Below are 26,356 nucleotides of genomic sequence, written 5' to 3'. Positions count from 1 at the left end.
CGCCGGCTCGCTCTCCCCGGAGCCCGCTCCACCGCCAACTCGCTCCACCGTCAACTCGCTTCGACGACACCGGCTTTGCCGCCCATGGCCGAGGACGGAGAAACCCAGTGCAGCAACGACGATCCGGCATCCGGCACGCCGGGGCAAGGCGGTTCCTCGCACAGGCGACACGAATAGGAGCACGTCGTCCAGCGCGCGCCGCCGACGCACAACGCGCTCCACAGCTGACAATCGACGCACCGCAACAGTCCCGTAACCACGGACAATCCCGACCTGTTGGGGGAGGCATGGACAACCTCTTCGGCGATCTCCGGTTCGGCGCCCGCCGCCGTACTCGGGCCACCGCCTTCCAGGCCGCCGCCGAGTACACCGGCCGCTGGGGCTGGACGGTCGCCGTCGGCTCCGGCCGCACCCCGGCGGACGGCCGCTGCGACTGCAGGGAACCCCACTGCGCGGCACCCGGCCTTCACACCGCGGTCGGCCCGGAGCACACCGTCAGCCCCCGCCCCGAGCCCGGACCGCCCGCCGCCGAACTGCGCGCGCTCTGGGCCTCCGACGCTCCCCTGCTGCTCCCGGCCGGGCGCTCCTTCGACGTCCTGGACGTACCCGCGCAGCCCGGCCTGCAGGCCCTCGTCCGGCTGGAGCGGATGGGCACCCAGGTCGGCCCGGTGCTGGCGCTGCCGACCGGGCGGCTGCTCTTCTTCGTCGCGGTGGGCACCGCGCAGCGGCTGCCCGAGCTGCTGTACCGGATGGGCTGGGACGACGCCGCGCTCGACCTCGCCTGCCACGGCGAGGGCAGCTGGATCGCCGCGCCGCCCAGTTCGTTCGGCGTGCTCGGGCCGGTCCGCTGGCTGCGCCGCCCCTCCCGCGACAGCGCCGGCTGCCCCCCGGAGGCCCGGCTCCTGCTCGGCACCCTCGCCTACGCCTGCCACCGCAGCCGCGAACGCTCCGCCGAACCGGCCTGGCTCGCGTCCTGAGCCTTCGGTAGGGCGGGCGAGCGGCCCTCGGCCGTGAGGGCCCCGAACGCGAGAGGGTCCGCTCCCATCCGGAGCGGACCCTCTGCGTGAGCGGGTGGATCAGTCGCCGATCAGCGCGTCCACGAAGGCACCCGGCTCGAAGGGCGCCAGGTCGTCCGCGCCCTCACCGAGCCCGATCAGCTTGACCGGTACGCCCAGCTCGCGCTGGACGGCGACGACGATGCCGCCCTTGGCGGTGCCGTCCAGCTTGGTGAGCACGATGCCGGTGATGTCCACGACCTCGGCGAACACCCGGGCCTGGACCAGGCCGTTCTGGCCGGTGGTGGCGTCGAGCACCAGGAGCACCTCGTCCACCGGACCGTGCTTCTCGACGACCCGCTTGACCTTGCCGAGCTCGTCCATCAGACCGGTCTTGGTGTGCAGTCGGCCGGCGGTGTCGATCAGGACGGTGTCCGCCTGCTCGGCGATGCCCTCCTTGACCGCGTCGAAGGCGACCGAGGCGGGGTCGCCGCCCTCGGGCCCGCGCACGGTCCGCGCGCCGACCCGCTCGCCCCAGGTCTGCAGCTGGTCGGCGGCGGCGGCACGGAAGGTGTCCGCCGCACCGAGCACGACCTTGCGGCCGTCCGCGACCAGGACCCGGCCCAGCTTGCCCGAGGTGGTGGTCTTGCCGACGCCGTTGACGCCGACCACCAGGACGACGGCCGGGCGGCCGGCCTCGTGCCTGGCGGTCTTCAGCGAACGGTCGGCGTCCGCCCCGATCAGGGCGACCAGTTCCTCGTGCAGCAGCCCGCGCAGCTCCTCCGGCGTACGGGTGCCGAGCACCTTGACCCGGGTGCGCAGCTTCTCCACCAGCTCCTGGGTCGGGGCGACACCGACATCGGCGGTGAGCAGGGTCTCCTCGATCTCCTCCCAGGTCTCCTCGTCCAGACGCTCGCGGGAGAGCAGCGTGAGCAGCCCCTTGCCCAGCGAGTTCTGCGAGCGGGAGAGCCTGGAGCGCAGCCGGACCAGGCGGCCGGCCGTGGGCGCGGGGACCTCGACGGCCGGGGCGGCCGCGGCGGCCTCCGGGAGCTCCACCTCCTCGACGGCCTCGGCGGCCTCGACGGGTTCCGCCACCGCCGGCGCACCCGGCTCGGCCTCGGGCCTGGCCTCGGGCCTGGCCTCGGGCTCGGCCTTGGGCTCGGCCGTCGGTACCGCCTTCGGTTCGGCCGGCTTGGTGATGACGGGTGCCCCGGCCTGCGGAGGCAGTTCCTTCTTCCGTCTGCCGCTGACGACGAGCCCCGCGACCGCGCCGATGGCGATCACGGCGAGGACGACGGCAAGGATCACGTATTCCACATAGATCTCCCTTGCTGGCTCCCCCGGCCGGGCGGCCGAGGGGTTTCAGTGATCCTTCGGTCGGCAAGGCACACGGCGCTGCCGCTCCACTGCTGCGCCCCGGCCGGGTCGTCGGGACCTGCCGGGGCCTGGCCGCGGTGAGGTCACCGCGGCCGAGTGAGAAGCCCCCTCGCCGGTGAGGGGGAGGATTCACAACCTGTCCAGTATCCGCGACGGGCCCGCGACACGGGCAGAAGCATCGGCGTCCGGGCCGTCCGATCAGTCCGACGGACCGCCGGAGGGCTCCCCCTGCGGCAGCCCGGTGCCCTCCCGCCGGGGCGCCGGGGTACGCCGGCGCTCGCGGTGCTCGTCGCGCAGACGCTGGCTGATCACCTGCGAGATGCCGTCGCCCTTCATCGTCACGCCGTACAGCGCGTCGGCCGCCTCCATGGTCAGCTTCTGGTGGGTGATCACGATCAGCTGCGAGCTCTCCCGCAGCTCTTCCATGATCGCGATCAGCCGGCGCAGGTTGGTCTCGTCCAGGGCCGCCTCGACCTCGTCCATCACGTAGAACGGACTGGGCCGCGCCTTGAAGATGGCGACCAGCAGCGCCACCGCGGTCAGGGAGCGCTCGCCGCCCGAGAGCAGCGAGAGCCGCCTGACCTTCTTGCCGGGCGGCCTGGCCTCCACCTCCACCCCGGTGGTGAGCATGTCCTGCGGATCGGTGAGCACCAGCCGGCCCTCCCCGCCGGGGAAGAGCCGGGAGAACACGCCCTCGAACTGGACCGCCGTGTCCTGGTAGGCCGAGCTGAACAGCTGCTCCACCCTGGCGTCCACGTCCCGGACGATGTCCATCAGGTCGCGGCGGCTCTTCCTGAGGTCGTCCAGCTGCTCACCGAGGAACCGGTGCCGCTCCTCCAGCGCCGCGAACTCCTCCAGCGCCAGCGGGTTCACCTTGCCGAGCTGCTGGTAGGCCCGCTCGGCGGCCTTGAGCCGCCGCTCCTGCTCGGCCCGGACGTACGGCCCGGGCGCACCGGGTTCGCCGCCGTCCTCGGGCAACGGGGGCGGCACCGGCTGGTCCGGCCCGTACGAGGCGAGCAGTTCGCCGCCCTCGATGCCGAACTCCTCCAGCGCCCTGGCCTCCAGCTGCTCGATCCGCAGCCGCTTCTCCGCTCGCAGCACCTCGTCCCGGTGCCCGGCGTCCACCAGCCGGTCCAGCTCGGACTTGAGTTCGCGGCCCGTCTCACGGCCCGCCCGCAGTTCCGTCTCGCGTTCGGCGCGGGCCTCTTCCACCGCCACCCGCTCCGCCTCGGCCCGCACCAGCGAACTCTCCAGCCGGGCCAGCAGCTGCCGGGCCCCGGCCGCGACGGCGCCGGCCACCGCCGCCTCGTGCCGGGCCCGCTCACGGCGCTCCGCCGCCCTGGCCCTGGCCTCGCGCTCCGCCCGTGCGGCGCGGTCGAGTTGGTCCGCCCGCCCGGACAGGGAGCGGATCCGCTCCTCGTGCGTGCGGACCGAGAGCCTGGCCTCCAGTTCGGTCTGCCGGGCCGTGGCGGCCTCGCCGGCCAGCCCCTCGCGCCGGGTGCCGTCCGGCTCGTCCTCGCCCGAGGCGGCCGACTCCTCGGCGGCGGCCAGGCGTTCGGCCAGCTCCTCGGCCGCCGTCAGCGCCTGGGCCAGCCCTGCCTCCGCGGTGGCCACCGCCGCCGCCAGCCGCTCGGCCTCCCCGGCCGCCGCCCTGGCCTGCCCGCCGAGGCGCCCCAGCTGGCCCGCGGTCCGCGCCTGCTCCTTCTCGGCCTGCCGCCGCTGCTCGGACAGCTGCTCGACCTCGGCGGCCAGCGTCCGCCGCCGCTCCTCGGCCGGTGCCATCAGCTCGGCCAGCCCGGCGCAGCGCCGGTCCAGTTCGTCGAGCCGCCGACCCGCCTCCTCGACCGCCGCCCGGGTCTCCAGCAGGCTCGGCGCACCCGCCGAGCCGCCCTGTGCGAAGCCGGTGCCGAGCAGATCACCCTCGGCCGTGACGGCGGTCAGCTCCGGTCTCTCCGCGACCAGTCGCTGTGCCTCGTCCAACCCGGCGACGACCACCGTATCGGCCAGCAGCGCCTCGACGGCGGGGCTCAGCCCGTCCGGCGACTCCACCAACTCAGCCGCCCAACGGGTGCCCTGCGGCAGTTCACCACGCCGGTACGGGTCCACGGCCGGGCCGGCGATCAGCAGTGCGGCCCGACCGGTGTCCCGCTTGCGCAGCAGCCGCAGCGCCTGCGCGGCGGTGTCCACCCCGTCCACCGCGACCGCGTCCGCCGCCGCGCCGAGTGCCGCCGCCAGCGCGGCCTCGTACCCGGGCGCGACCCGCAGCAGCTGCGCCGCCGGGCCGAGCAGCCCGGCCGGCCGGTCCTCGGCGGCGAGCAGTGCGGCACTGCCGTCCTTACGGCGCAGTCCGAGCGCCAGTGTCTCGTGCCGCGCCGCCAGCCCGGCCCGCTCGCGTTCGGCGAGGCCCAAGGCGTCGCGCACCTCGGCCAGTTCGCGATCGGCCTCGGTCAGTTCCTCCCGCGCCCGCCGGTGCGCCGAGTCCAGGTCCGCCTCCTCCGACGCCCGGCCGTCGACCTGCTGCCCGAGCTGCCGGTACTCCTGCTGCGCCGCCTCGGCGCGCCGCAGCGCCGCATCCCTGGCCTCGGTCAGCCGTCCGATCTCGGCCTGCGCACCGGCCGCCCGCTGCCGGGCCGCCCCCGCCTGGCCCTGCAGCCTGGCCAGGCCCTCCCGCCGGTCGGCGAGGGCCCGCGCGGCGTCCTTCAACCGCCTTTCCTCGGCGGCCAGTTCGCGCTCCAGCTCGGACCTGCGCTCGACCTCCTCGGCCAGTGCGTACCGTGCCTGCTCCAGCGCCTCGGCGAGCGCGGCCTCCTCCTCGCGGACCCGGGCCGCCTCCCGTGCCAGCTCCTCGGGGTCGCGGCCGCGACGCTCCTCCCCCTGCGCACCGCTCGAAGCCGCGTGCCGCACCCGCGCCTCGGCCAGTCCGATGGTTCCCCTGGTGCGCTCGGCGAGGGCGGACAGCCGGTACCAGGTCTGCCGGGCGGCCTCCAGCTGCGGGCCGAGCTGCTCGACCTGGGCCTCCAGTACGGCTTCGCGCTGCCGGGCCCGGGCGAGTTCCTGTTCGACGGTGGCCCGGCGCAGCTTCAGTGCCAGCTCGTCGGCGACCTCGGCCTCGACCGCCCGGCGCAGGGCGAGCAGGTCGTCGGCGAGCAGCCGCAGCCGGGCGTCGCGCAGCTCCGCCTGGATCCCGGCGGCCCGGCGGGCGATCTTCGCCTGCCGACCCAACGGGCCCAGCTGGCGGCGGAGTTCGGCGACCAGGTCCTGCACCCGGTTGAGGTTGCCCTGCATCGCGTCCAGCTTCCGCAGCGCCTTCTCCTTGCGCCTGCGGTGCTTGAGGACACCCGCCGCCTCCTCGATGAAGGCCCGCCGGCCCATCGGGTCGGCGTGCAGGACGGAGTCCAACTGCCCCTGCCCGACGATGACATGCATCTCCCGGCCGATGCCGGAGTCGGAGAGCAGCTCCTGGATGTCCAGCAGTCGGCAGACGCTGCCGTTGAGCGCGTACTCGCTGCCGCCGTTGCGGAACATCGTGCGGGTGATGGTGACTTCGGAGTAGTCGATGGGCAGCGCGCCGTCGGTGTTGTCGATGGTGAGGCTGACCTCGGCCCGGCCGAGCGGCGCGCGGCCGCCGGCCCCGGCGAAGATGACGTCCTCCATCTTGCCGCCGCGCAGCGACTTGGCCCCCTGCTCGCCCATCACCCAGGAGAGCGCGTCCACCACGTTGGACTTGCCGGAGCCGTTGGGGCCGACCACGCAGGTGATACCGGGTTCGAAGCGCAGTGTGGTGGCCGAGGCGAAGGACTTGAACCCGCGCAGCGTCAGACTCTTCAGGTGCACGCGTCCTCCTCCTGGCCTCGGCAGATGCCCGCCGGCCGACTGTATCCGGCCGCGCGCACGGCGAGCCGCCAAGCGGCGGTTTCACCACGCCGGAGTCAGGGCAGCCTCCCCTGGACGGGATGTCGTCGGCACTGCGCTCCCCCGGGCGCCGGTCCTGTGGACACGACGAAGGGACGCCACCCGGGCGTCCCTCGGAAGCTGCGTCCCATATACGGCTACCTCCGCGTATACGGGAAGCTCGACGAGCGCAGCAGCGTCGATCGGTGAGGATCGGGTCAGGATCAGGTGAGTGCGGGCTCCCGGTGATCCAGGTCGATGCTGCTGAGCAGCGAGTGCTCGTCAGCGACAGCGGTGAGTGCGGCGTTCTCTTCCTGCACCCGGGCCAACTCGGCCTCCAGGTCTTGAACGCGCTGCTGCAGCCGTCGCATCTCGGAGAGCATTCGCGGGTCGGGGCCACCGACGTACCCGAGAAGCGCCTTTGCCATAATGAATGGTCCTCCACGCTGAGTGACCGAACCGAAACGGTTTAGGTCTAGGGGGAAGGGGGGGTACGCACCGGTCATCGCACCGGAAGTGTCGACTGGGCACCGCCGGAATGCCGTCATGAACTGCGCCCATGAAAACATGACCCTGCCGGGAGTACGCAGACTGGTGCGCGGGCTTTCAGCGTCTCACCAAAGACCGTACGGGTCAACACGATCACCGCACGCTACCGCGCGCCTGTCACCTGCATGGCGGATGGTCACACCACGGGGATCGGCGGGGCCGTCGGGAACAGCACCGCACCAGCGGGTTGGATCACTGTTCGCTGCGGAGTCAACCACGAGTCTGCCCAGAAGGCAACCGCATGACACCGGCAGTTGCCCGCCCGGTACGCGCTGTTCCTGCTCAGCGCAGTGCGAAGCCGTCATAACAGTTGCGGGTGGGGCCCCAGATCTCGGTGACACCGGTGACCCGGCCGGGCGTGCCGGGCCCGCGCAACGCGGCCAGCAGCCGTTCGCAGTCGGGCTGGGAGCCCTCGGCGACCACCTGGACCCGGCCGTCGCCGAGGTTGCTGGTGTACCCGTTCAGACCGATCTCCAGGGCGCGGGCCCTGGTCCACCAGCGGAAGCCGACCTCCTGGACCTTGCCCCGGACCCAGATGGTGGCCCGCACCGGCCGGTCGCCGTCCTCAGCGGGCGCGGCCGGGGCCCTGTCCGCCGCCGTCACCCGGCCACCGGCCAGGACGTGCGGCACGGTGGCGCCGGGCGGCGACGGCCCGGAAGGTCTTCGGCGGTCTGGGAGGTCACCGCGCCAGCCTGCCACAGCGGAGCGGGTTGCGGACCGCCGCCCGGCCACCCGCCCTGGAACGGCAGCGGCCCCGGTGACCTGACGGGCAGGTCACCGGGGCCGGACGTCGGGGCGAGCGTCAGAAGCTGCCGAAGTCGCTGTCGCCGCCACCGCCGAAGTCGCCGCCGTCGAAGCCGCCGAAGTCACCGGGGTTGAAGTCGGCGCCGCTGTCGTCACCGGCCTCCAGGCCGCCGTAGCCGTGGCTCTCCGCACCGGCCGCCCAGGCGGTGTCGGGCCCGGCGATGATCGAGCCGAGCGCGGTACCGACCAGCAGGCCCGGCAGCATCCCGCCGCCGAAGTAGCCGCCGGCCCACGGGCTGTAGGCCGGGCCGGCGTTCCAGTACGGCTGCTGGCCGTACTCGGTCTGCACGGTACGGATGTCCGGCTCCTGGCCGCTGGTCACCCGGGCCGCGTCCGCCGCGCAGGCGGGCACGGTGCGCGGCGCGCCGCCGGCCGGCGCCCAGTAGACGTCCTGGACGGACACGCCGTGGCGCGGGTCGAAGAAGCAGGGCGAACGGCGCTCCGGCAGCGGACGCTTCTCCCGCCGCGCCGCCAGCGTGGCCAGCGAGAAGCGGCCGTCCGCCAGCGCCTCGGTGACCTGCGAGACGTCGGTGGGCCGCTGAGCGGCCTCCATGGTCTGCTTGGCGCGCTCGTAGGAGTCGAGGGCGTGCGAGTAGTCGGCGCGCTGGGCGTCGTCGGCGTCGGGCGCGCCGGGGTTGAAGTCGAGGCGGTCGAGCTCCTCGCCGAAGGCGGTGATGTCCTCGTCCACCACCGTGCGCAGCTGGGCGAGCTCGGCGCGGGCCTTCTCCTCCTTGCGCTTCTTCGCCCGGCGGAACAGCAGGAAGACACCGCCGCCGGCCAGCACCAGCAGGGCGATCGGGATGACGATCGCGGCGGTGCTGATCCCGCCGGAGGAGGCCTCCGGGGCGTGGCCCTTGACCTGGCGGACGGCCTGGTCGGCGAAGTCGTTCAAGGTCCCGTCGATGTCGCCCGGGTGGGAGCGGACCGCGGCGCCGGTCATGTTGGCGACGGTGCCCTTGGCGACGGCGGACCGGTCCGCGAAGGCCTTGAACTCGTTGCCGCGCCAGACGCCGTAGAGGCCGACCACGCCGACCTTGGTCCGCAGGTCGCGGGCGACGGTCGCGGCCGGGTACTGCGCGCTGTCGGGGATGACCGCGATGTAGACGGCCTTGCCGGAGTCCCTGAGCTTCTTGCCCAGGGCGTCGGCCTGGTCCTCGGAGAACCGGCTGGTCATTGCCGGATCGACGTAGACCTGAGTCTTCCTCAACGCGGACGCGGCCTCGTCGACACCGCCCGCCGCCGAGGCGGGGGGCGCGATCAGCAGGAGCAGCATTCCCAGCAGACCCGCCAGCACTGCCGCCGAGCGGGCGGCTGGCCTGGCGGCCGGGGAACGGCGGAGCACAGTTCTCATGGGAGAGAAGGTACCTGGCCGGACCACTGTTGCGGGACCTCCCCTGGTCTCATCCCGACCCCCGCCGAGCGGTTCGTCTCCGGCTCCTCCCAACGGGTGACCCGGCATCCGCCCGGACCAGGCATAGTTGTGCTGGTCAGTACTGCCCGGGCTGATCGGCACTGCCGGATCCGCCGCCCATTGGGAATCGGAGCTCTTGGTGATCCTCGGTCTCGTCACCGCCGTCGCGGCGTCCGCCTGCTACGGCTCCGGATCGGTACTCCAGGCGGTCGGCTCCCGCCGCTCGGCCCGTGAGGAGGCGGCCAAGGGCGCCGCCGCAGGAGTCACCGAGCACGGCGGGCCGAGCCTCTCCTCGACCGCCAAGGCCGTGGTGACCTGGGAGTTCATCCTCGGCACGGTCCTGGACTTCATAGGCTTCGGGCTCGGAGCGCTGGCCGCCCGGCTGCTGCCGCTCTTCCTCTCCCAGACCATCATCAGCGCCAACCTGGTGATCACCGCGGTGCTGAGCATCAAGCTGCTCGGTCTGCGGCTGAAGGGGCTGGAGTGGGCCTCGATCGGCGTGCTCTGCGGTGCGCTGGTGCTGCTGGCCACGGCCGCCGGGCCCGAGGGCGGGCACCACACCGCGATGGCGGTGCACTGGTGGCTGCTCGGCGTGTCGGTGGTGCTGATCGCCGGCGGCAGCCTGATCGTGCGGCGGCTCGGTTCCAGCGGCGCGATCGTGGCCGGTCTGCTCTCCGGGCTCGGCTTCGGCGCGCTGGGCATCGGGGTCCGGGTGCTGAACGGTCTTCAGCCCTTCCACGTGGGTGAGCTGCTCTCGGACCCGGCGCTGTACGCGATCATGGTCGGCGGGATCGGCGGAATGTACCTGCACACCGTGGCGCTGCAGGTCGGCTCGGTGAACGGGGCCACGGCCGCGCTGGTGGTCGGGGAGACGGTCGTACCGGGTGCCGTGGGCGTGCTCTGGCTCGGCGACTCCTCCCGGGCCGGCCTGGGCTGGCTGGCCGTCTCCGGCTTCGTCCTCGCCGTGGTCAGCGCGGTCGGCGTCGCCTACTTCGGCCAGGAGGAGACCGAGGTCCACCCGGCCGCCGAGCCGCAGCTCCCCGAACCGGCCCGCCGCTGAGGGCGGCCCCGGCGGCGCGCCCGGTGTCGGGCAGGTCCTACCGGGGTGCGCGCTGGCAGCGGGGGCAGAAGTAGCTGGAGCGGTTCATCCAGGCGGCGCGGCGGATGGGCGTGCCGCAGCGGCGGCAGGGCTCGCCCTCGCGCCCGTAGGCGTCCAGGTCCCGGGAGAAGTAGCCGCTCTCGCCGTTCACGTTGACGTACAGGCTGTCGAAGCTGGTGCCGCCGACCGCGAGGGCGGCGTCCATCACGTCCCTGGCGTGCTGCAGCAGCAGGGCGGCCTGCGGACGGGTGAGGGACGCGGTGGGCCGCTCGTAGTGCAGCTTGGCGCGCCAGAGCGACTCGTCGGCGTAGATGTTGCCGACACCGCTGATCAGGGTCTGGTCGAGCAGGGCGCGCTTGACCGTGGTGCGCTTGGCCCGCAGCGCGGTGATGAAGGCGCCGTCGTCGAAGCGGGGGTCCAGCGGGTCCCGGGCTATGTGCGCGATGGAGACCGGGGTGGACTCGGGATCGTCCGGCTCGGCCTCCTCGACGGCCAGGCCGCCGAAGGTCCGCTGGTCGACGAAGCGCAGTTCGCGGGCGCCGTCGGCGAAGCGGAAGCGGACCCTCAGATGGGTCTCGTCTGGCACGGCCGGGTCCTGGACGAGCAGCTGCCCGCTCATGCCCAGGTGCCCGATCATCGAGAAGCCGGCGCCAACCGGCACCCAGAGGTACTTGCCGCGCCGCTGCGCCTGGCCGAAGGTGGCACCGGTCATCCGGGCCGTGAAGTCGGGTGCGCCGCCCACCTGGCGGCGCACCGCGCGCGGGTGCAGCACCTCGACCTCGGCCACGGTGCGGCCCGTGATCCAGCGGGCCAGACCGCGCCGGACCACCTCGACCTCGGGGAGTTCGGGCACCGGGCCCGCCTCAGCCCGCGTTACCGGGCAGCTGGTCGGCGTACTTGGCCTTGATCGCCCGCCAGGCGCTCTCGGCGGCCTTCTGCTCGGCTTCCTTCTTGGAGCGGCCGCTGCCGTGTCCGAAGTCCTCGCCGGCCACCCGGGCGGCGGCGTCGAAGGTCTTCTCGTGGTCGGGGCCCGACTCGGAGACGACGTACTCGGGCACGCCGATGCCGACGGAGGCGGTGAGTTCCTGGAGGCTGGTCTTCCAGTCCAGTCCGGCGCCCAGCCGAGAGGACTCCTCGATCAGCGGGTCGAACAGCCGGTGGACGAACTCGGTGGCTTCGTCCAGGCCCTTGTCCAGGTAGATGGCGCCGATCACGGCCTCGACGGTGTCGGCGAGGATCGACGACTTGTCGCGGCCGCCGGTACCCTCCTCGCCCTTGCCGAGCCGGATGAAGGCTCCCAGGTCCAGGTTGCGGCCGACCTCGGCGAGCGCGCGGGAGTTGACCACCGCGGCGCGCAGCTTGGCGAGCGTGCCCTCGGCGACCTCCGGGTGGAGGCGGTAGAGGGTGTCGGTCACCACCAGGCCCAGCACCGAGTCGCCGAGGAACTCCAGGCGCTCGTTGGTGGGCAGACCACCGTTCTCGTACGCGTACGAGCGGTGGGTCAGGGCACGTACCAGAAGGGCGCGCTCAAGTGGATACCCGAGGCGCCCTTCCAGGACGTCGTATTCGGTCGAAGCCGGCCCGCCGGCCCTGCTCCCGTTGGAAGCCGACTTGCGGGAAAAGGTGCTTTCCGACATCGATCCGTACACCCCGCCGATCAGACCGAGAGGACCTGGCGACGGTTGTACGTGCCGCAGCTCGGGCACGCGATGTGCGCCAGCTTCGGCTCGTGGCAGCGGTCGCACGCGACGAGCGCGGGGGCGACAGCCTTCCACTGCGAACGGCGGTGGCGCGTGTTGCTGCGCGACATCTTCCGCTTCGGAACAGCCACGGCTACTTCTCCTGGTTCTCGGCGAGACCCTCACGGGTGTCGCTGTTCTTGTTCTCGTCACCCTCGTCGCCGGGGGCGGCGGAGAGTCCCTGCAGAGCCGCCCACCTCGGGTCGACGGCGTCGTGTTGGTGGTCCGGGTCGTCGCTCAGGCGTGCCCCGCACTCGGAGCACAGACCCAGGCAGTCTTCCTGGCACACCGGCTGCAGCGGCAGTGCGAGCACCACCGCGTCACGCAGCACCGGCTGGAGGTCGAAGAAGTCGCCCTCCAGGCGGTAAGTCTCTTCTTCCGAGTCCTCGTCGAGGTCCTCGGTCCCGGCGGTCCTGGCGCGATGGCGCTCGTCGGACTCCGGGTAGTAGTACAGCTCCTGGAAGTCGACCTCGAGGTCGTCCTCGACCGGCTCCAGGCAGCGCACGCACTCGCCCTCGACGTGGGCGGCCGCGGTGCCGGTCACCAGCACACCCTCGACCACCGACTCCAGGCGGAGCTCCAGCTTGACCTCGCTCTTCTCCGGGACACCGATCACATCGGCGATGCCCAGGCCCTCGGGGGCCTCCAGGGTGCGGGAGATCCGGCGCATCGAGCCCGCGCGACGGCCCAGCTCATGCGTGTCGAACACGAGCGGGTCGCGGTGGTCGAGGCGGTTCAAGGTTCCCTGACTTCCTGGCGGCGGCACGCATCACTGCATGGCGCGAGACGAGTTTCGTACGATGTGCGGCACCGCGCTGTGAGCTTCGAGCGAGCAGCCGAACGATCCGGCGCTGAACAGGCCGGAGTGGTCAGACTACCGGACACTTCGGCCAGGCCCAACTTCGGGCGGCCGCTACCGGCCGCCGAGCTCCCTCAGCCTGGTCATGTCGATCATGCTGGTGTCGAAGAAGCTCGTCTCGTCCAGGCCCGCCTGCTGCTGGTGGGGCGGCTGGCCGTGCGGAGGCTGCTGGGGCTGCTGCGGGTAGCCGTAGGCGTCGTAGCCCTGGTCCTGCTGGTACACCGGCTGCTGGGAGTACGCCTGCGGGACGCCGTACGGGTCGTGCAGCGCGGGCTCCTGGGGCGGGTAGGGCGGCTGCTGGGGATAGCCGCCGTACGGGTTGCCGTACGGATCCTGCTGCGGCTGCCCCGCCGGGTCGAAGCCTCCGTTGTAGGCCTCGGAGTACTGCTCCGCGGGCGGGTTGAAGCCGTTGTCGTAGGACTCCTCGCCACGGGCCTGCCCGGCACCCTGCCAGCCGGCCGCGGCCGGCTCGGGCCAGCTCTGCTGCTGCGGCACCTCCTCGCGGTACCAGGGCTGCTCCTCGCCATCCTCGGAGAAGCCGGCGGCGACCGCCTCGGCCCGGTGCCTGAGCTGCTGGGCCTCGTCGGCGGCGGCCAGGTAGGCGCCCAGCTCGTCGATCGCCTTCTTGCCGAGGAGCTTGTCGCGGCCCTTGCCGACCGCCTCCAGGGTGGCGCTGAGCACGGCCTCCAGAGTGGCGAGCTTCACATCGACGTACTCGTCCACCTCGGGGCTCGGGGTGCCGCGCGGGCGGAACTCGTCGCCCTCGCCCTCCGCGGGGTCGAGCGCCTCACCGCGCAGCTTCGTCCGGCCGCGGCCGACCGAGCCCAGGGTCTTGGTGAGCACGACCTCGAAGTTGGCCAGCTTGGCGTCGACGTAGTCGTCGGCCTCGGCACGCTTGGCCTCGACCTCGGCCCTGGCCTCGGCGAGGATCCGGTCGGCCTCGTTCTGGGCGCGGCGCACCACCTCGGTGTCCGAGATCAGCGAACCGCGCTCGTCGTGCGCGCCGCGGATGATCTCGTCGGCCTGGGCCTGCGCGTCGGCCACCACCTGCTCGTGGTCGGCCATCACCGACTTGGCCTGGGCGAGCTCGGAGGGGAGGGCTTCCCGCAGCTCCTGGAGCAGGCCCACCAGCTCGGCCCGGTTCACCACGCAGGACGCCGACATGGGCATCGAGCGGGCGTTCTCCACGGCCGCGACGATCGCGTCGAGTCTGTTCTGCACGTCCACGGGCGCTTCTGTCTTTCCGTGTGCCGCCGAGATGCGGCGGAGGCAGGCCCGGACGGCGCCGTATCGCCACCGGGCAGTGGAGTACTGACTGTACGTCCACTCACCCCGCAGCTCACAACGGCCGTACCCTTCCGGCCACCCGGGCGGCGGCAGCACGGCATGACGGTCCGGCAGATGTGCCCGACCGAGGCGGCCCGGGACCGGGCCGGCGCACCGCCTCAGGCGCTGCCGGCGGCGCTCCGCTCCGCGATCCGCGCGAGCAGCCGGCGGTGCACCGGCTCCGGCAGCAGGTGCGAGACGTCGCCGCCGTACGAGGCGACCTCCTTGACCAGGCTGGAGGAGAGGAAGCTGTACGTCGGCGAGGTCGGCACGAAGAGCGTCTCGACCCCGGTGAGGCCGTGGTTCATCTGGGCCATCTGCAGCTCGTAGTCGAAGTCGCTGACGGCGCGCAGTCCCTTGATGATCGCCGGGATCCCGCGCTCCCTGCAGTAGTCCACCAGCAGGCCCTGGTGCGCCTCGACCACCACGTTCCCGCACTGGGCGGTGGTCTCCTCGATCAGCTCGATGCGCTCGGCGACGCTGAACATGCCCTGCTTGCTCGGGTTGATCGCCACCACGACGTGGACGACGTCGTACAGCTTCGACGCACGTTCGATGATGTCGAGGTGGCCGTTGGTGATCGGGTCGAACGATCCCGGACAGACGGCGCGGCGCATGGCGTGGACTCCCTTGTGGGGTGCGGTGCTACGAGTCTTGATCAACCTCGGCAGCGGCGCGACCGTACCAGAGGGTGCCCTCGCCGTACCGGCGTGAGCGCAGCACTTCGAAGCCCTCGGGCCAGCCGAACTCACCGCCCCTGGTGCTGCGTTCCACGGTGACGAGTGCGCCGTCCGCGATCCAGCCCCCAGCGAGGAGTGTGATCAGCATCTCCCGCACCGCGTCGTCGGTGACCATGTACGGCGGGTCGAGGAACACCAGGTCGTACGGGGCCGCGGGGGCCGGGCCCGCGAGCACCCGCTCGGCCCGCTCGGCGCGGAGCTCGGCGCCCGGGAGGGCGACCGTGCGGATGTTGGCACGGATGGTGCGGGCCGCGCTCGTGTCCGCCTCGACCAACAGGGCGTGCTCCGCGCCACGGGACAGCGCCTCCAGGCCGACCGCGCCCGAGCCGCCGAACAGGTCCAGCATCCGGGCGCCGTGGATGGTCCCGCGCAGGGCCTCCAGGGTGGAGAACATCGCCTCCCGCGCCTTGTCCGAGGTCGGGCGGGTGTTGCGGCCGGGCGGCACGGCCAGGCGCCGGCCGCCGGCCGCACCGGCGATCACGCGGGTCATGAGCTGCAGAGTCCTTTCGTGGGTCCGCCACCACGCTATACGGGGACTCAGCGATGGCGCGCACCGTCACCGAGGGGAGCGAAGGCCCGCGCGGGCGCCCCGTGCGACCGGACCGCGGCCGGACTGCGACCGGATCACGGCCGGCGGGGACGCCCGCGCGGCTCCCCCGCCCGGCTACTCGGTGGCGGACGCCGCCCCGAGCAGGGCCGGGGAGGCGTAGCGGGACCAGGACAGGCAGCCGTCGGGCGGGCAGTGCTCCGGGCGGCGCGGGTCGTGGCCGAGCTCGCGCAGCTTGGTGCGGACCGAGTCGGGCGTGCGGCCGAAGCGGGCGGCGATCCGGGCGATGGTCTCGCTCTCGTGGAAGCGGCGGACCAGCTCCTCCTCGTGCTGCGGCACCCACGGGGCGCCGTGGCCGGGGTACAGCTCGCGCAGCACGTCCCGGTCGGGGATGGGCTCGGCGACGTCGGCCACGATGGCCAGGGCCCGCAGCGCGCGGTTCAGTGCGATCCGGAGGCTGGCGACGTCCTCGACGGGGAGGCGGAGCTTGCCGGAGGCGAGCGGAGTGGCGGCGGCGCCCTCGCGCCAGCCGGTCAGGGTCAGGGTGACTTCGCGGTCGTCCTCACTGGCGAGCTCGATCCGGAAGACCTTGTCGCCGAGCGGGAGCTCGTTGAGATGACGGAATGCCATGGCAGGACCCCCAAGTGTCGTGCCAGGTACGCACCTTGAGGTGCGCCCTGAACACCTTCATTCTCTCGCGGGGCACTGACAACCGACCGGCCGCGGACCGGGGACCGCCGTCCTCGCCCCCGGCGCCGCCCGCTCGCGTTCAGCCCTTTTCGAGGTACTCGGCGCGGTCCTCGTCCAGCAGGCTCTCCAGGGCCGTGCGCAGCTCCGGGTGGTCGGCGAGGGCCGGGTCCTCGGCGACCAGGGTGGCGGCCTCCGCCCTGGCGGTGGCGATGACGTCCTCGTCGTCCAGGACGGAGAGCACCTTCAGCGAGGACTTCACCCCGGACTGGGCCTGCCCGAGCACATCGCCCTCGCGGCGCTGCTCCAGGTCGATCCGGGAGAGCTCGAAGCCGTCCAGGGTGCCGGCCACCGCGTCCAGCCGGGCACGGGCCGCGCTGCCCGCGGGCATGTCGCTGACCAGCAGGCACAGGCCGGGAGCACTGCCCCGGCCCACCCGGCCGCGCAGCTGGTGGAGCTGGGAGACACCGAAGCGGTCGGCGTCCATGATGACCATGACGGTGGAGTTGGGGACGTTGACCCCGACCTCGATCACGGTGGTGGCGACCAGGACGTCCACCTCGCCGGCCGCGAAGCGCTTCATCACGTCGTCCTTGGCCTCGGGTGCGAGCCGGCCGTGCAGGATCTCGACCCGCAGCCCGGCCAGCGGCCCCTTGGCGAGCATCTCGGCGGTCTCCACCACCGAGAGCGGGGGCCTGCGGTCGTCACCGGCCGCGCCGAGGTCCTCCGGGTCGTCCGGCGCCGCCTTCGGACGCTTCTTCTGCTCCTTCGGATCCTCGTCGCCGATCCGGGGGCAGACCACGTACGCCTGGTGGCCCTTGGCCACCTCCTCGCGGACCCGCTCCCACGCCCGGGCGAGGAAGTTGGGCTTCTCGACGGCGGGCACCACATGGCTGGAGATCGGCGAGCGCCCGGCCGGGAGCTGGTCGAGGACGGAGGTCTCCAGGTCGCCGAAGACCGTCATGGCGACGGTCCGCGGGATCGGGGTGGCCGTCATCACCAGCAGGTGCGGGGGCTGTTCGCCCTTGTTGCGCAGCGCGTCCCGCTGCTCGACCCCGAAGCGGTGCTGCTCGTCCACCACGACCAGGCCGAGGTCCTGGAACTGGACCTTGTCCTCGATCAGGGCGTGGGTGCCGATGGTCACCCCGGCGTCGCCGCAGGCCATGTCGAGCATCGCCTGCCGCCGGGCCGGCGCGCCCATCGAACCGGTGAGCAGCACGACCTTGGTCCCGAGCTCGGAGCCGCCGAGCATGCCGCCCTCGGCGAGGTCCCCCATCATCTCGGCGATCGAGCGGTGGTGCTGCTGGGCCAGCACCTCGGTCGGTGCCAGCAGCACCGCCTGCCCGCCCGCGTCGACCACGGTGAGCATGGCCCGCAGCGCCACCAGCGTCTTGCCCGAGCCGACCTCGCCCTGGAGCAGGCGGTGCATCGGGTGGGCGGAGGCGAGGTCGGCGGCGATCTCGGCGGAGACCTTCCGCTGGCCTTCGGTGAGGGTGAACGGCAGCCGGGCGTCGAAGGCGGCCAGCAGGCCGCCGGGGCGGGCCTGCCGGGGGACGGCGGGCAGTGCGGCGTCGGCGGCCCGGCGCTGGGCCAGGGCGATCTGGAGGACGAAGGCCTCGTCCCACCGCAGCCGGCTCTGCGCGCGCTCGCGCTCGGCCTGGTTGCGCGGGCGGTGGATGAGTTCAAGCGCCTCGCGCAGGGGGATCAGCCGGTGCTTCTCGCGGAGTTCGGCGGGCAGCGGCTCGCCGACGTCGCCGAGGTGCTTGGTGAGGGCGGTCTCGATGCAGATGGACAGCTTCCAGCTGGGCATCTGGGCGCTGGCCGGGTAGACCGGGATCAGCCGGCCCGCGAACTGCTGCGCGGCACCCGAGTCGGCGTCCTCGTCCAGCAACTGGTAGTCCGGGGAGGCGAGTTGGCGGGTGCGGTTGAACAGGCCGACCTTGCCGGCGAACAGGCCCTGGGCGCCCGGGCGCAGCTCCTTCTGCCGCCAGCCCTGGTTGAAGAAGACCAGCGAGAGCCGGCTGCGGCCGTCGGTGACGACCACCTCGAGGCGGTCGCCCTTGCGCGCCTTGAAGGGGATCAGTGTCACCTTCTCGATCCTGGCGAGCACCGTGACGTGCTCGTCCACCTCCAGCTCCTCCAGGCTGGTGAGCTGGCCGCGCTCGACGTAGCGGCGCGGGTAGTGGTGCAGCAGGTCGCCGACCGTGCGCAGCTTGAGGCTGTCGGCCAGCACCTTCGCGGTGCGGTCGCCGACCAGCTTGGTCAGTGGTTCATCGAGAGCGCCCATCGCACCCTGTGTACACCACGGCCGTGACAGACCGGGTCACTCCACCCCGATCAGCAGCGGCGCGCCCTCCTGCCCGCCGTCGAAGACCACGGTGTCGACCTCGGGCCGCTGCTTGCGGGCGAGTGCCACCAACTCCTCGGCCAGGCCCGCCGGTACGCCTTCGCCGAGGACCAGGGTGACCAGTTCACCGCCGGCCGCGAGCATCCGGGAGAGCACCACCGCACCGGTCTCGGCGAGGCTGCCGCCGATCACCGCGACGTCCCCGTCGATCAGGCCGAGCACGTCCCCGGCCTGGCAGACCCCGGCCATGGTCCAGGACTCGCCCTCGGCGACGGCGAGTTCGGCGTAGCGGGTGGCCCCGGCGGCGGAGGTCATGGCGACCACGTCCTCGTCGAAGCGCCGGGCGCCCTCGTGGACGGCGAGCGCGGCCAGGCCCTGGACGGGTGAGCGGGTGGGCAGTACGGCGATCCGTACGCCCTCCTCGCGGAGCTGGTCGGCGGCGGCCCCGGCGGCGGCACGCAGTTCGGGGTCGTTGAGCAGCAGCACGACCTCGCGGGCGGCGCAGCGGCGGACGGCCTCGGCGAGTTCGGCGCTGGCCGGCGGCCGGTCGGGGTCGGCGAGCAGTACGGCGGATCCGGCCTGTCCGCAGAGTTCGGCGAGGCCGGTGCCGGAGACCACGCTGAGCACGGCGCGGCCCTCGGGCGCCGTCCGGGTCCGCTCCCCCGCCCGGGCGGCGGCCTCGGCGAAGTGCGTGATCCGGATCCGGTGCGGGCGGCCGGCCTCGACTCCGGCCTCGACGGCGGCCCCGGCGTCGTCCACGTGCACATGGACGTTCCACAGGCCGTCGCCGCCGCCGACCACCAGGGAGTCGCCGAGGGCGGCGAGCCTGGCGCGCAGCGCCGGCAGGGCCTCGTCGGAGGCGTCCAGGAGGTAGACCACCTCGAAGGCGGGGTGGCCGGGGCCCGCGGGGCGCTCGTGTCCCTCGCAGCTCTCCACCGGCCCGGTCTCGCCGAGTCCCTGGCGCAGCGCGACCGGCCCCATCGGGGTCTGCCCCGCGACGGCGTCGGCGAGGGCGCCGAGGACGGCGACCAGTCCGCGGCCGCCGGCGTCCACCACCCCGGCCTCGGCCAGTACGTCCAGCTGCTCGGGGGTGTGCATCAGCGCGGTGCGGGCGGCCCGGTAGGCGGTGTCGGCGGTCTCGGCGAGGCCGCCGTTGGCCTGGGCCGCGGCTCTGGCGGCCTCGGCTGCGACGGTGAGCAGAGTCCCCTCGACGGGTTCGGCGACGGCCTGGTAGGCGGCCTCGGCGGCCCGCTGGAGGGCCTGGCGCAGCAGCGCGGGGCCGCCGCCGCGGGCGAGCACCTCGGCCATCCCGCGCAGCAGCTGGGCGAGCATCACGCCGGAGTTCCCGCGGGCGCCGATCAGCGCTCCCCTGGCCATGGCCGCGACGGCGGCGGCGAGGTCCGGCTCCTCGGCACGCCCGGCGTACTCGGCGAAGCAGTGCTCGACGGCGGCGGCGGCGGCCTCGACGGTCAGGTACAGGTTGGTGCCGGTGTCGCCGTCGGGAACGGGGTAGACGTTGAGCGCGTCGATCTCCTCGCGGGCCTGGCCGAGGGCGGCCAGGGCGAGACGGCTCCAGGTGCGGACGGTCGGGGCGTCGAGCGTGTCCAGCACCAGCTCTCCTCCGGGTGAACGCCACGGGAACACGACTGAACGCGGTGGCGAGGGGCGATACCCGCAGGTTATCGGTGGCCGTCCACGGGCCGCGCGCAGGGCGATCGCCGCCGGCGCCCGGAGGCGGGCGGCGAGAGGGCCCCTCCCCGGCGGAGGCAGGCGGGGGGACGCGGCCCGGAAGGCGCGCTGACCAGCACCGGCCCGGGGGGCGGCGGGAACGATCATCGCCCCGGGCGTGGTAGTTTCGTTGAACCGGACGAGGCGTTGTATGCTCTTCCGGTTGCCTGGAACAACCCGGGCTCACCCCTTGAACCGATCCGGTCCACGCGAGTGGCCCGGGAGGCTCAGCCGGGGTTTTCGAACGTAAATGATCTGAAGTCTTGGAGTGACTCCTGTGGCTGCCAACTGCGACGTCTGCGGCAAGGGGCCGGGCTTCGGCAACAGCATCTCCCACTCGCACCGCCGTACCTCCCGTCGTTGGAACCCCAACATCCAGACGGTGCGCGCTGTGATTGGGCGGACGCCGAAGCGGCTCAACGTCTGCACCTCGTGCATCAAGGCCGGTAAGGTCTCGCGCTGACGCGCAGACCGGTAAGCCGGTCCTCCGGACAGCCGATCCATCCTCGGGTGGATCGGCTATCTGTCTTTCCCGGACGCCCCGGCGTCCCGCTCTGACCGTACGGCCCGGGGTTCCCACCCCGGGCCGTACGTGTTCACGGGCCCCAGTCGTGTGCCCGGGCGTCGCGCGCCCGGTGGGAACTACTCGGACGCGCCCTGACGCCAGCGCCAGCCGTGGTCGACCGGGCCGATGCCCGCGCCGAGCGGGAAGCCCTGCCGGATCGCGCCGGTGACGTACGCCTTGGCCGCGTCGACCGCCTCCGGCATGGCCAGGCCCTTGGCGAGTCCGGCGGCGACGGCGCTGGCCAGGGTGCAGCCGGTGCCGTGGGTGTGCCGGTTGTCGTAGCGCTCGGCGCGGTACCAGTACTCCTCGCCGGGGCCGCCGTAGAGAAGGTCCGCGGCCTCGCCCGCCAGGTGCCCGCCCTTGACCAGGACCCAGCGCGGGCCGAGGTCGTACAGCGCCCTGGCGGCGTCCGGCATGCCGCTCTCCCGTTCCACCGTGCGGCCGGTGAGCTGCGCCACCTCGTGCAGGTTGGGTGTGACGAGGGTCGCGACCGGGAGCAGCCGCTCCCGTACGGTGGCGACCGCCTCGGCGGCGAGCAGCGGGTCGCCGTGCTTGGAGACGCCGACCGGGTCCACCACCACGGGCGCCCGGACACCGGCGAGCAGCTCGGACACGGTCTCGACCAGTTCGACGGAGGCCAGCATGCCGGTCTTCACGGCCTGCACGCCGATGTCGTCCACCACACTGCGGAACTGCGCGCGGACGGCCTCGGCGGGCAGTTCCCAGTAGCCCTGCACGCCGACCGAGTTCTGCGCCGTGACGGCGGTGATCACGCTCATGCCGTGCACACCGAGCGCGAGCATGGTCTTGAGGTCGGCCTGGATGCCCGCGCCACCGCCGGAGTCGGAGCCGGCGACGGTGAGAACGCGGGGAGGTGCCTCGACGGGGGGTGCTGACTGGCTGCTCATGCCGCCAACCTACCCGGCCGCCCGGCACGCGGAGGCCGGCGGCTCAGAGCACCGCTTCCGACTCCAGCCAGCGGTCCTCGGGCACGGTCTTCAGCCTGACCACGGCGTCCGCGATCGGCACCAGCCTGATCTCGGTGCCGCGCAGCGCGGTGAAGTGCCCGAAGGCCCCCTGGTGGATCGCCTCCACGGCGTGCCAGCCGAAGCGGGAGGCGAGCACCCGGTCCCGGGCGGTGGGGGTGCCGCCGCGCTGGGTGTGGCCGAGGATGACCGGGCGGGCCTCCTTGCCGAGCAGGTCCTCCAGCTCGTGCGCGAGCCGGTTGCCGATCCCGCCGAAGGTCTGGTGGCCGTACTGGTCGATCTCGCCGTGGTCGAAGCGGAGCGTGCCCGGCGCGGGCTTGGCACCCTCGGCGACCGCGATGATGGCGAACTTCTTGTGCCGTTCGAAGCGTTCCTCGACCATCCGGGCCACCGCCTCGATGTCGAAGGGCTTCTCGGGGATGAGGATGCCGTGGGCGCCGCCGGCCATCCCGGCGGTCAGGGTGATCCAGCCGGTGTGCCGGCCCATCAACTCGACCACCATCACCCGCTGGTGGGACTCGGCGGTGGTCTTCAGCCGGTCGATCGCCTCGGTCGCGACATGGACGGCCGTGTCGAAGCCGAAGGTCACATCGGTGGCCTCGATGTCGTTGTCGATGGTCTTCGGGACGCCCACCACGGGCAGTCCGGCCTCGGAGAACATCTTGGCGGCGGTGAGCGTGCCCTCGCCGCCGATCGCGATCAGGGCGTCGATGCCGAGGTTCCGGGCCAGCGTACGGGCGTTCTCCACGGCCCACTCGATCCGCTCGCGCCGCACCCGGGCCGAGCCGAGGATGGTGCCGCCGAGGGTGAGCAGGCCGGTGACGTCGTCGTGCGAGACCGGGCGGGCACGGCCCTCGATCAGGCCGAGGAAGCCGTCCTCGATGCCGATGATCTCGTCGCCGTGGACGTCGGTGCCCCGGTGCACCACCGAGCGGATCACCGCGTTGAGGCCGGGGCAGTCGCCTCCGCTGGTCAGGACGCCGATTCGCATGGTGGCTGCGCTCTCCCGCTCCGGAGGCGGTGCCGCCTCCGGGTAGATGGATCCGTACAGGCCGGGCAGACCGGACAAACCCGGCCAGGACCGACAGCGCAAGCCTACGCGCCGGAACCCGCCCGAACGGCGCCTTGGCGCCCGCACCACCCCTACGGGAAGGCTCCCGCCCCACCGGGCGGGATTCGGTGGTAGAGCGGAGCTCCGGCGACAAAGAGGCGTGCCCCCGGAGCGAAAGGGAGTCGGGGAAGCCGAACTCCTCCGGGCGGCAGGGCAGTTCCCCGGGGGCCAAGGGGCAGCACGGGCTCGGCCCCGCCGCGCCGCGCGGCCGGCCGCACCGCCTCCCCCACCCGGAGGAACTGCCCTGCCGCGCCTGGGAGTTGGGCCCGCACCCCGGGGCTCCCCCGGGTGCGCGCGGCCAACTCCCCCGCGCCCGGGGGCACTCGCCCGGCGCTCGTACGGCTCCTCGCTACCTCGCTACTCGGCCGAGAAGTGGTCCCAGCCGCCGACCCGGTCCCAGGGGGCCCCGTCCACGGTGACCTGGCCCCCGCGGGCGGCGCCGGCGACGCGGACCACGCTGCCCACCACCCGCCAGCGGGCGGGCAGCTGGACGGTGCTCGGGAAGGTGGCCGCGATCGCGTGGTCCTCACCGCCGGAGAGCACCCAGACCAGCGGGTCCACCCCGACCGCCTGGCCGATGTCGGCCATCTGCGCGGGGATGTCGAAGTCGGCCGCGTGCAGGTCGATGTCGACACCGCTGGCCTTGGCGACATGGCCGAGGTCGGCCACCAGGCCGTCGCTGACGTCGACCATCGAGGTGGCGCCGAGGTCCGCCGCCGCGGGGCCCGCGTGGTACGGCGGTTCGGGCCGCCGGTGCGCCTCCACGAACGCCCGCGGGGAGCGGAAGCCGCGCTGCAGTACGGTCAGCCCGGCCGCCGACCAGCCGAGCCAGCCGGTCACCGCGACCACGTCGCCGACCTGTGCGCCCGAGCGCTTCACCGGGGCCCGGCCCTGGAGGTCGCCGAGCGCGGTGATCGCCAGGGTGATGGCGTCGCCGCGCACCACGTCGCCGCCGACCACGGCCGCCCCGGCCACCTGGCACTCGTCGCGCAGGCCGTCCATCAGCTCGGTGGCCCAGGTGGTGGGCAGGTCGGCGGGGGTGACCAGGCCCAGCAGGATGGCGGTCGGGACGGCGCCCATCGCGGCGATGTCCGCCAGGTTCTGCGCGGCGGACTTGCGGCCCACGTCATAGGCGGTGGACCAGTCCCGGCGGAAGTGCCGGCCCTCGATCAGCACGTCGCTGGTGGCCACCACCCGGCCGTCCGGCGCCTTGACCACGGCGGCGTCGTCCCCGGGGCCGAGTTCGACGGCCGGGGTCAGCGGCAGCCTGGCGGTCAGCTCCCGGATGAGTCCGAACTCGCCCAGCTCGCCCACGGTCCCCTGCATCTGCCGTCCTCTCCACTGATGCCTGAAGCAACTGATGACTGGGGCACCCGACCCGGCCGGGTCCGCTCCCGGCCTCCCCGGCCGCGCCCGCACCCGTCCGTACGTGCCCGCACTCGTTCCACACGCCCCCGCGCGCAGCGTACGCCCTCGGACCCCGCCGAAGTCGCCCCGCCCGGCCCCTCTGCGCGGTAGCGTGGTGATCACACTGCCCGGTCAGCCCACCCCCTCGCCTGGAGGTCTCCCGTGGTACAGGCATACATCCTGATCCAGACCGAAGTGGGCAAGGCCACCGCAGTGGCCCGGACCATCTCCGAGATCACCGGAGTGCTGCAGGCCGAGGACGTCACCGGCCCCTACGACGTCATCGTGCGCGCCGAGGCCGGGACGGTGGACGAGCTGGGGCGCCTGGTGGTGGCCAGGATCCAGCAGGTCGAGGGGATCACCCGCACGCTGACCTGTCCGGTCGTCCATCTGTAGAGCCGGTTACCATCGGCGGATGCCCCCGATCCTCCGCCCGAGCGCCCGCCTGAAGTCGCTGCCCGCCCCGCTGCGCTGGGCCGCGCCGCCGGTCGTGCTGGCGGGCGTGATCGGGCTGCTGCTCATCGACTGGGACACCCCGCCGAACGTCACCCCGCCCACGCCCAAGCCGGCCGTGGCGAAGATCTGCGAGGCGCTGGACAAGGCACTGCCCGACACCGTGCTGGGGCACAGGCGGCAGGACCCCGAACCGGCCTCGCCGTATACGGCCGCCTGGAACAGCTCGCCGCGCACCGTGCTGAAGTGCGGCATCGACCGTCCCGGCTACCTCGACGAGGATCCGACCGCCTCCGCGCCCGAGGTGAACGACGTGCAGTTCGGCATGGCCCCGGACGGCCAGGGCGGATACCACTTCGTCACCACGCTGCGGAAGGCGTACGTGGAGATCACCGTGCCCAAGGGCGCGTACCCGAACTACATCGACCCGCTCAGCTCGCTCACCGACGCGATCAAGTCCACGGTCCCGGAGGGCCTGTAACCCCCCGGGACCGGGCGCGCGGGCTCGAAGCGGGCGACGCCGCTCAGCGCAGGCCGGTGGAGCGGCGCAGCGCCGCCTGGAGCAGCCGGTCGATCAGCTCGGCGTAGCCCACGCCGCTGGCCTCCCACATCTTCGGGTAGGCCGAGATCGGGGTGAAGCCGGGCATGGTGTTGATCTCGTTGACCACCCAGCGGCCGTCGGTGAGCAGGAAGAAGTCCACCCGGGCCAGCCCCTCGCAGCCGAGCGCCTCGAAGGCGGCGACGGCCTGGCGGCGGATCTCGGCGGTCTCGCCCTCGGTCAGCTCGGCCGGGATCCGCACCTCGGAGGAGTCGATGTACTTGGCCTCGAAGTCGTAGAACTCGTAGTCGCCGCCGACCAGGATCTCGGCCGGGACGCTGGCCCGCGGGCCGTCCTCGAACTCCAGCACGGCGCACTCGATCTCGCGGCCGTCGAGCCCGGCCTCGACGATCACCTTGGGGTCGTGCCGGCGGGCCTCCTCGATCGCCGCGTCCAGGTCGGCGAGGTCCTTGACCTTGCTGATACCCACACTGGAACCGGCCCGGCAGGGCTTCACGAAGAGCGGCAGACCCAGCTCGCCGATCCGCTCGCGCGCCGCCGCGCGGCCCGCCTCGGACTCCCACTCGCGCGGCCTGACCACCGTGTAGGAGCCGACGCCGATGCCGTGCGACTCGAGGATCCGCTTGGTGAACTCCTTGTCCATGCCGACCGCGCTGGCCAGCACGCCGGAGCCGACGTAGGGGACGCCGGAGAGCTCCAGCATGCCCTGGATGGTGCCGTCCTCGCCCCACGGGCCGTGCAGCAGCGGCAGGACCACGTCGACCTCGCCGAGGGCCTTGGGCGCCTCGGTGCTGGTCGCCAGGACCACCTCACGGCTGTCCGGGCTGACCGGCAGGGTGACCTGGCCCTCGGTGGCCTCGGCGATCTGGGACACGGCCGGCAGCCTGCCGTCGGTGATCGCCATCCGCGACGGCTCGTCGCTGACCAGGGCCCAGCGGCCCTCCTGCGTGATGCCGATCGGCAGCACCTCGTACTTGGTGCGGTCGATGGCCTTGAGCACACTGCCGGCCGTGGAGACCGAGATGGCGTGCTCGGAGCTGCGACCGCCGAAGACGATCGCGACGCGCGGCTTGGCGCCCGAAGCGCCCGGGTTCGGGGAGTGCTGTTCGATGCTCATATCGCGCTTGAGACTACCGTGCGAGCGGTTTCGGGAAAGTCACGCGGACTGCTCGAATC

At 73.1% G+C, this 26,356-nt stretch carries 24 protein-coding genes; 5 read left to right on the top strand and 19 right to left on the bottom strand.

Annotated elements, in window-relative coordinates; translation table 11 throughout:
• Positions 1–287: 287 nt before the first annotated feature.
• A complete protein-coding gene (locus ACSMTC_RS24720) occupies positions 288–977 on the top strand; it encodes a bifunctional DNA primase/polymerase (protein WP_436561904.1) in 690 nt (229 codons plus the stop codon).
• Between the two features lie 99 nt (positions 978–1,076).
• On the opposite strand, the gene ftsY is transcribed toward ACSMTC_RS24720, so the two are convergent.
• The 5 genes from ftsY to ACSMTC_RS24695 all read right to left on the bottom strand — a co-directional run bounded on the left by ftsY (position 1,077) and on the right by ACSMTC_RS24695 (position 8,967).
• Positions 1,077–2,312, bottom strand: a complete 1,236-nt coding sequence (gene ftsY, locus ACSMTC_RS24715) for a signal recognition particle-docking protein FtsY (RefSeq protein WP_436561903.1) — start codon at positions 2,310–2,312, stop codon at positions 1,077–1,079.
• Between the two features lie 258 nt (positions 2,313–2,570).
• Positions 2,571–6,206, bottom strand: coding sequence for a chromosome segregation protein SMC (gene smc, locus ACSMTC_RS24710; protein WP_436561902.1), 3,636 nt, complete (start codon positions 6,204–6,206; stop codon positions 2,571–2,573).
• A 281-nt stretch (positions 6,207–6,487) separates the two neighbouring features.
• Positions 6,488–6,691 carry a hypothetical protein gene (locus tag ACSMTC_RS24705; protein ID WP_436561901.1) on the bottom strand — a complete coding sequence of 68 codons (204 nt, stop codon included), beginning with the start codon at positions 6,689–6,691 and terminating at the stop codon, positions 6,488–6,490.
• 403 nt (positions 6,692–7,094) lie between these two features.
• A complete protein-coding gene (locus tag ACSMTC_RS24700) occupies positions 7,095–7,415 on the bottom strand; it encodes an acylphosphatase (protein WP_436564798.1) in 321 nt (106 codons plus the stop codon).
• Positions 7,416–7,614: 199 nt separating this feature from the next.
• Positions 7,615–8,967, bottom strand: a complete 1,353-nt coding sequence (locus ACSMTC_RS24695) for a hypothetical protein (RefSeq protein ID WP_436561900.1) — start codon at positions 8,965–8,967, stop codon at positions 7,615–7,617.
• A 199-nt stretch (positions 8,968–9,166) separates the two neighbouring features.
• Here ACSMTC_RS24695 and ACSMTC_RS24690 point away from each other — a divergent pair, with 199 nt between their 5' ends.
• Positions 9,167–10,087: a DMT family protein gene (locus ACSMTC_RS24690; protein ID WP_436561899.1), complete on the top strand. Its 921-nt coding sequence runs from the start codon at positions 9,167–9,169 to the stop codon at positions 10,085–10,087.
• Positions 10,088–10,124: 37 nt separating this feature from the next.
• On the opposite strand, the gene mutM is transcribed toward ACSMTC_RS24690, so the two are convergent.
• The 10 genes from mutM to ACSMTC_RS24640 form a co-directional block, all read right to left on the bottom strand.
• Positions 10,125–10,979, bottom strand: a complete 855-nt coding sequence (mutM, locus tag ACSMTC_RS24685; RefSeq protein ID WP_436561898.1) for a bifunctional DNA-formamidopyrimidine glycosylase/DNA-(apurinic or apyrimidinic site) lyase — start codon at positions 10,977–10,979, stop codon at positions 10,125–10,127.
• 10 nt (positions 10,980–10,989) lie between these two features.
• Positions 10,990–11,763 (bottom strand): ribonuclease III, encoded by a 774-nt coding sequence (gene rnc, locus ACSMTC_RS24680; RefSeq protein ID WP_436561897.1) that lies wholly within the window; start codon positions 11,761–11,763, stop codon positions 10,990–10,992.
• A gap of 20 nt (positions 11,764–11,783) precedes the next feature.
• Positions 11,784–11,957 (bottom strand): 50S ribosomal protein L32, encoded by a 174-nt coding sequence (gene rpmF / locus ACSMTC_RS24675; protein ID WP_344639841.1) that lies wholly within the window; start codon positions 11,955–11,957, stop codon positions 11,784–11,786.
• Between the two features lie 2 nt (positions 11,958–11,959).
• The gene (locus tag ACSMTC_RS24670) at positions 11,960–12,604 is read right to left on the bottom strand and encodes a YceD family protein (RefSeq protein WP_436561896.1); all 645 of its coding nucleotides are present in this window, start codon (positions 12,602–12,604) and stop codon (positions 11,960–11,962) included.
• Positions 12,605–12,778: 174 nt separating this feature from the next.
• On the bottom strand, positions 12,779–13,951 hold the full coding sequence (locus ACSMTC_RS24665) for an ATP synthase F0 subunit B (RefSeq protein ID WP_436561895.1): 1,173 nt from the start codon (positions 13,949–13,951) through the stop codon (positions 12,779–12,781).
• A gap of 218 nt (positions 13,952–14,169) precedes the next feature.
• Entirely contained in the window at positions 14,170–14,667 is a 498-nt protein-coding gene (coaD, locus tag ACSMTC_RS24660; RefSeq protein WP_436561894.1) for a pantetheine-phosphate adenylyltransferase, read from the bottom strand.
• A 28-nt stretch (positions 14,668–14,695) separates the two neighbouring features.
• A complete protein-coding gene (gene rsmD / locus ACSMTC_RS24655) occupies positions 14,696–15,280 on the bottom strand; it encodes a 16S rRNA (guanine(966)-N(2))-methyltransferase RsmD (protein ID WP_436561893.1) in 585 nt (194 codons plus the stop codon).
• Positions 15,281–15,454: 174 nt separating this feature from the next.
• Positions 15,455–15,967, bottom strand: a complete 513-nt coding sequence (locus ACSMTC_RS24650; RefSeq protein WP_436561892.1) for a hypothetical protein — start codon at positions 15,965–15,967, stop codon at positions 15,455–15,457.
• Between the two features lie 139 nt (positions 15,968–16,106).
• The gene (gene recG / locus ACSMTC_RS24645; protein WP_436561891.1) at positions 16,107–18,311 is read right to left on the bottom strand and encodes an ATP-dependent DNA helicase RecG; all 2,205 of its coding nucleotides are present in this window, start codon (positions 18,309–18,311) and stop codon (positions 16,107–16,109) included.
• Between the two features lie 36 nt (positions 18,312–18,347).
• Positions 18,348–19,982: a DAK2 domain-containing protein gene (locus ACSMTC_RS24640; protein WP_436561890.1), complete on the bottom strand. Its 1,635-nt coding sequence runs from the start codon at positions 19,980–19,982 to the stop codon at positions 18,348–18,350.
• A gap of 394 nt (positions 19,983–20,376) precedes the next feature.
• Between ACSMTC_RS24640 and rpmB the strand changes: the two genes are divergently transcribed.
• Entirely contained in the window at positions 20,377–20,562 is a 186-nt protein-coding gene (gene rpmB / locus ACSMTC_RS24635; protein WP_344639849.1) for a 50S ribosomal protein L28, read from the top strand.
• A 179-nt stretch (positions 20,563–20,741) separates the two neighbouring features.
• Here the strand turns inward: rpmB and thiD are convergent, their stop codons facing one another.
• The 3 genes from thiD to ACSMTC_RS24620 form a co-directional block, all read right to left on the bottom strand.
• Positions 20,742–21,572 carry a bifunctional hydroxymethylpyrimidine kinase/phosphomethylpyrimidine kinase gene (thiD, locus tag ACSMTC_RS24630; RefSeq protein WP_436561889.1) on the bottom strand — a complete coding sequence of 277 codons (831 nt, stop codon included), beginning with the start codon at positions 21,570–21,572 and terminating at the stop codon, positions 20,742–20,744.
• 43 nt (positions 21,573–21,615) lie between these two features.
• On the bottom strand, positions 21,616–22,641 hold the full coding sequence (locus tag ACSMTC_RS24625; protein ID WP_436561888.1) for a 6-phosphofructokinase: 1,026 nt from the start codon (positions 22,639–22,641) through the stop codon (positions 21,616–21,618).
• Positions 22,642–23,118: 477 nt separating this feature from the next.
• Positions 23,119–24,087 (bottom strand): thiamine-phosphate kinase, encoded by a 969-nt coding sequence (locus tag ACSMTC_RS24620; protein WP_436561887.1) that lies wholly within the window; start codon positions 24,085–24,087, stop codon positions 23,119–23,121.
• 243 nt (positions 24,088–24,330) lie between these two features.
• Between ACSMTC_RS24620 and ACSMTC_RS24615 the strand changes: the two genes are divergently transcribed.
• Together ACSMTC_RS24615 and ACSMTC_RS24610 are read left to right on the top strand one after the other, a co-directional pair.
• Positions 24,331–24,564 (top strand): Lrp/AsnC ligand binding domain-containing protein, encoded by a 234-nt coding sequence (locus ACSMTC_RS24615; protein ID WP_436561886.1) that lies wholly within the window; start codon positions 24,331–24,333, stop codon positions 24,562–24,564.
• 19 nt (positions 24,565–24,583) lie between these two features.
• A complete protein-coding gene (locus ACSMTC_RS24610) occupies positions 24,584–25,102 on the top strand; it encodes a DUF3515 domain-containing protein (protein ID WP_436561885.1) in 519 nt (172 codons plus the stop codon).
• Between the two features lie 43 nt (positions 25,103–25,145).
• Here the strand turns inward: ACSMTC_RS24610 and ACSMTC_RS24605 are convergent, their stop codons facing one another.
• Entirely contained in the window at positions 25,146–26,297 is a 1,152-nt protein-coding gene (locus ACSMTC_RS24605) for a D-alanine--D-alanine ligase family protein (protein WP_436561884.1), read from the bottom strand.
• Between the last annotated feature and the right edge of the window lie 59 nt (positions 26,298–26,356).

Source organism: Kitasatospora sp. HPM-01-4 (assembly GCF_051374625.1).
In the GTDB taxonomy this organism is placed as follows: domain Bacteria; phylum Actinomycetota; class Actinomycetes; order Streptomycetales; family Streptomycetaceae; genus Kitasatospora.
Note: the sequence above shows the minus strand (reverse complement) of the source record. Positions and strands in the feature narration are given on the sequence as shown.

Excerpts from the sequence above, each read along its gene's own strand:
- ACSMTC_RS24605 (WP_436561884.1), bottom strand. The coding sequence starts at position 26,297 with ATGAGCATCGAACAGCACTCCCCGAACCCGGGCGCTTCGGGCGCCAAG.
- thiD (WP_436561889.1), bottom strand. The coding sequence starts at position 21,572 with ATGAGCAGCCAGTCAGCACCCCCCGTCGAGGCACCTCCCCGCGTTCTC.
- ACSMTC_RS24625 (WP_436561888.1), bottom strand. The coding sequence starts at position 22,641 with ATGCGAATCGGCGTCCTGACCAGCGGAGGCGACTGCCCCGGCCTCAAC.
- ACSMTC_RS24650 (WP_436561892.1), bottom strand. The coding sequence starts at position 15,967 with ATGGCATTCCGTCATCTCAACGAGCTCCCGCTCGGCGACAAGGTCTTC.
- ACSMTC_RS24695 (WP_436561900.1), bottom strand. The coding sequence starts at position 8,967 with ATGAGAACTGTGCTCCGCCGTTCCCCGGCCGCCAGGCCAGCCGCCCGC.
- ACSMTC_RS24620 (WP_436561887.1), bottom strand. The coding sequence starts at position 24,087 with ATGCAGGGGACCGTGGGCGAGCTGGGCGAGTTCGGACTCATCCGGGAG.
- rnc (WP_436561897.1), bottom strand. The coding sequence starts at position 11,763 with ATGTCGGAAAGCACCTTTTCCCGCAAGTCGGCTTCCAACGGGAGCAGG.
- recG (WP_436561891.1), bottom strand. The coding sequence starts at position 18,311 with ATGGGCGCTCTCGATGAACCACTGACCAAGCTGGTCGGCGACCGCACC.
- rsmD (WP_436561893.1), bottom strand. The coding sequence starts at position 15,280 with ATGACCCGCGTGATCGCCGGTGCGGCCGGCGGCCGGCGCCTGGCCGTG.
- ACSMTC_RS24720 (WP_436561904.1), top strand. The coding sequence starts at position 288 with ATGGACAACCTCTTCGGCGATCTCCGGTTCGGCGCCCGCCGCCGTACT.
- coaD (WP_436561894.1), bottom strand. The coding sequence starts at position 14,667 with ATGCGCCGCGCCGTCTGTCCGGGATCGTTCGACCCGATCACCAACGGC.
- ACSMTC_RS24610 (WP_436561885.1), top strand. The coding sequence starts at position 24,584 with ATGCCCCCGATCCTCCGCCCGAGCGCCCGCCTGAAGTCGCTGCCCGCC.
- ACSMTC_RS24705 (WP_436561901.1), bottom strand. The coding sequence starts at position 6,691 with ATGGCAAAGGCGCTTCTCGGGTACGTCGGTGGCCCCGACCCGCGAATG.